Here is a 3,151-nt window from a genome sequence, read left to right as displayed (position 1 = left end):
GCTCCGGCATCTCTTTGTAGACGTCTTCGAACATGGTCGCGGCGCTTGGAATCTGGCCACCGGCGAGGGTGCCGTACTGTTCGGCTTCCTTTTGTGCGGCAATCACTTCGGCTTCCAGTTCGGCACTGACGGCGGCGTGTTCCTCTTCGGACCACTGGCCGATCTTGATCAGGTGCTGCTTGAGACGCGCAATCGGATCGCCGAGCGGGAAATGGCTCCAGTCATCGGCAGGGCGGTACTTGGAAGGATCATCGGACGTTGAGTGTGGACCGGCACGGTAGGTGACCCACTCGATCATGGTCGGGCCGAGGTTGCGTCGGGCGCGTTCGGCAGCCCAGGCGGAAGCGGCGTAGACCGCGTAGAAATCGTTGCCATCGACGCGCAGCGAGGCGATGCCGCAACCGACGCCACGGCCGGCGAACGTGGTCGCTTCACCCCCGGCAATTGCCTGGAACGTAGAGATTGCCCACTGGTTGTTGACCACGTTGAGGATCACCGGCGCGCGGTAAACGTGGGCGAAGGTCAGGGCGGTGTGGAAATCCGACTCAGCAGTGGCGCCGTCGCCGATCCACGCCGAAGCGATTTTGGTGTCGCCCTTGATCGCCGAGGCCATGCCCCAGCCTACCGCCTGGACAAACTGGGTCGCCAGGTTGCCGGAGATGGTGAAGAAACCGGATTCTTTGACCGAGTACATGATCGGCAGCTGACGTCCCTTGAGCGGATCGCGCTCGTTGGACAGCAGTTGGCAGATCATGTCGACCAGTGGCACTTCGCGGGCCATCAGGATGCTTTGCTGGCGGTAGGTCGGGAAGCACATGTCGTCGATGTTCAAAGCCAGGGCCTGGGCGCTGCCGATGGCTTCTTCGCCGAGGCTCTGCATGTAGAACGACATCTTCTTCTGACGCTGGGCGACAACCATGCGGTTGTCGTAAATCCGCGTCTTGAGCATGGCGCGCATGCCTTTGCGCAGGATCTCCGTGGGAACGCCTTCGGCCCAAGGCCCCAAGGCATTGCCCTGATCGTCGAGCACGCGAATCAGGCCGCGGGCCAAATCGGCCGTGTCGGCGGGCTCAACGTCGATTGGGGGTTTGCGCACCGTGCCGGCATCGGTCAGATGCAGGTAGGAGAAGTCGGTTTTGCAGCCTGGGCGGCCCGAGGGTTCAGGGACGTGCAGGCGCAGCGGTTCGTACGCTTGGGTCATGGCTTCTACGCTCGATCTTGTGAATTTCTTGTAGTGAGCTGACAGATTTCGTTCGGTAGAAGAAATCTTGTCCTACAACAATCATAGGCCCGGCCAAGAAGAATATTTCTCTCTGTTTCGTTGCGCTTAAGATCATTTGCAGATAAAAAATCTGCATAAACCTAAAAAACAGGTGGTTTTGTCTCATGCGCAAACTTGACCGTACCGATATCGGCATTCTCAACAGCCTTCAAGAGAACGCGCGGATCACCAATGCCGACCTTGCACGCTCGGTCAACCTGTCACCGACACCGTGCTTCAACCGGGTCAAGGCGATGGAAGAGCTGGGTTTGATTCGCGAGCAAGTGACGTTGCTGGATGCTGATCTGCTGGGGCTGCACGTGAACGTGTTCATTCACGTCAGCCTAGAGAAGCAGGTGGAGGAGGCCTTGCAGCATTTCGAAGAGGCGATCTCCGACCGCCCGGAGGTGATGGAGTGCTACTTGATGGCCGGCGACCCGGATTACTTGATCCGGGTGCTGGTGCCGAGCATTCAATCGCTGGAGCGTTTCATGATGGACTTTCTGACCAAAGTGCCGGGGGTGGCGAATATCCGCTCGAGTTTTGCGCTCAAGCAAGTGCGCTACAAGACCGCGCTGCCCCTGCCGGCCAACGGCCTGACGCTCGGCGCGTAAAACCAGCGCAAATCCGTAGGCGCGAAGCTTGCTCGCGATAGCGATCTCAAGGGCGCAATCGCGAGCAAGCTTTGCGCCTACAGATCAGAGTTGGTTGATCGGGATTTTAAGGTACGTCACGCCATTGTCTTCCGCCGGCGGCAAATTCCCCGCCCGCACATTGACCTGGATCGCCGGTAGCAACAGCGTCGGCATGCCCAGCGTGGCATCGCGTCGGGTGCGCATGGCAACGAATGCCGCCTCATCGATGCCGTCACGCACATGGATGTTGCTTTTGCGTTGTTCGCCGACGGTGGTCATGCAATGCGGTTCGCGGCCCTCGGGCGGGTAGTCGTGACAGACATACAGGCGCACGCTGGCGGGGAATGCCAGCAGTTTATGGATCGAAGCGAACATCTGGTTGGCGTTGCCGCCGGGAAAGTCGCAGCGCGCGGTGCCTACGTCGGGCATGAACAGCGTATCGCCAACCAGAATCACATCGTTGCCGATCAGGTATGCCATGTCCGCCGGGGTATGCCCAGGCACATGCAGGGCCTTGGCCTTGAGGTTGCCGATGGAAAACGACTCATCCGCAGCGAACAGGTGATCGAACTGGGAGCCGTCGATGCAGAATTGCGGTTCAAGGTTGAACAGCGCCTTGAACACGTTCTGCACCTTGCAGATCGACTGGCCGATGGCGATCCGGCCACCCAGTTCCCGACGCAGATAGGGCGCGGCGGACAAATGATCGGCGTGGGCGTGGGTTTCCAGTAGCCATTGCACCTGCAGCCGGTGTTCGCGCACGAACGCGATGATCCGGTCTGCCTGCACGGTGGAGGTTCGTCCGGCAGCGGGGTTGTAGTCGAGCACCGGGTCGACGATTGCGCATTGTCCGCCGTCCGCTTCGTAGATCACGTAACTGTAGGTAGAGGAGGCATCGTCGAAAAAAGCTTCAATCAGGGCAGGCATGAGGATTGTTTCTTGGTGAACAAGTCATGAGGTTAGTTTCATTTTCCCTGCGCTGACCAGCCCCCGCGTCATTTCTGTTATCGAAAAATCCGGCTGGGCTCTATCCTGTCACGCTATCGATACCGGGCGTTCCCGGCCTTTGTCATGGATTACGAGCGTTCTATGTTGCTGGCGAGTTTTTTCGGTGTAGTCATGGGTTTGGTGTTGGGTTTGACCGGCGCCGGCGGGGGCATTCTGGCCGTGCCGGCGCTGGTGCTGGGCCTGGGTTGGAGCATGACTACGGCGGCGCCCGTTGCGTTGTTTGCGGTGGGCAGTGCGGCGGCGGTCG

Annotated in this window: 3 protein-coding genes and 1 pseudogene; 2 read left to right on the top strand and 2 right to left on the bottom strand. The window is 59.6% G+C overall.

The features are described 5' to 3' along the window. A partial coding sequence (locus D8U69_RS18540) for a 3-methyl-2-oxobutanoate dehydrogenase (2-methylpropanoyl-transferring) subunit alpha (protein ID WP_130907870.1) occupies positions 1–1,201 on the bottom strand: 1,201 nt, incomplete at its 3' end. 185 nt (positions 1,202–1,386) lie between these two features. Between D8U69_RS18540 and bkdR the strand changes: the two genes are divergently transcribed. Continuing rightward, a complete protein-coding gene (gene bkdR / locus D8U69_RS18535) occupies positions 1,387–1,875 on the top strand; it encodes a Bkd operon transcriptional regulator BkdR (protein WP_041476986.1) in 489 nt (162 codons plus the stop codon). Between the two features lie 84 nt (positions 1,876–1,959). Here the strand turns inward: bkdR and D8U69_RS18530 are convergent, their stop codons facing one another. Continuing rightward, positions 1,960–2,823: an MBL fold metallo-hydrolase gene (locus D8U69_RS18530; protein WP_056853497.1), complete on the bottom strand. Its 864-nt coding sequence runs from the start codon at positions 2,821–2,823 to the stop codon at positions 1,960–1,962. A gap of 162 nt (positions 2,824–2,985) precedes the next feature. On the opposite strand from D8U69_RS18530, the pseudogene D8U69_RS18525 reads away from it, so the two are divergent. Then, positions 2,986–3,151 (top strand): annotated as a pseudogene (locus D8U69_RS18525) (sulfite exporter TauE/SafE family protein); the annotation flags it as partial.

It is taken from the genome of Pseudomonas sp. Sample_16 (assembly GCF_004307665.1).
Lineage (GTDB): Bacteria > Pseudomonadota > Gammaproteobacteria > Pseudomonadales > Pseudomonadaceae > Aquipseudomonas.
The sequence above is the reverse complement of the archived record's forward strand: the minus strand, read 5'-3'. Positions and strand labels throughout refer to the sequence as shown.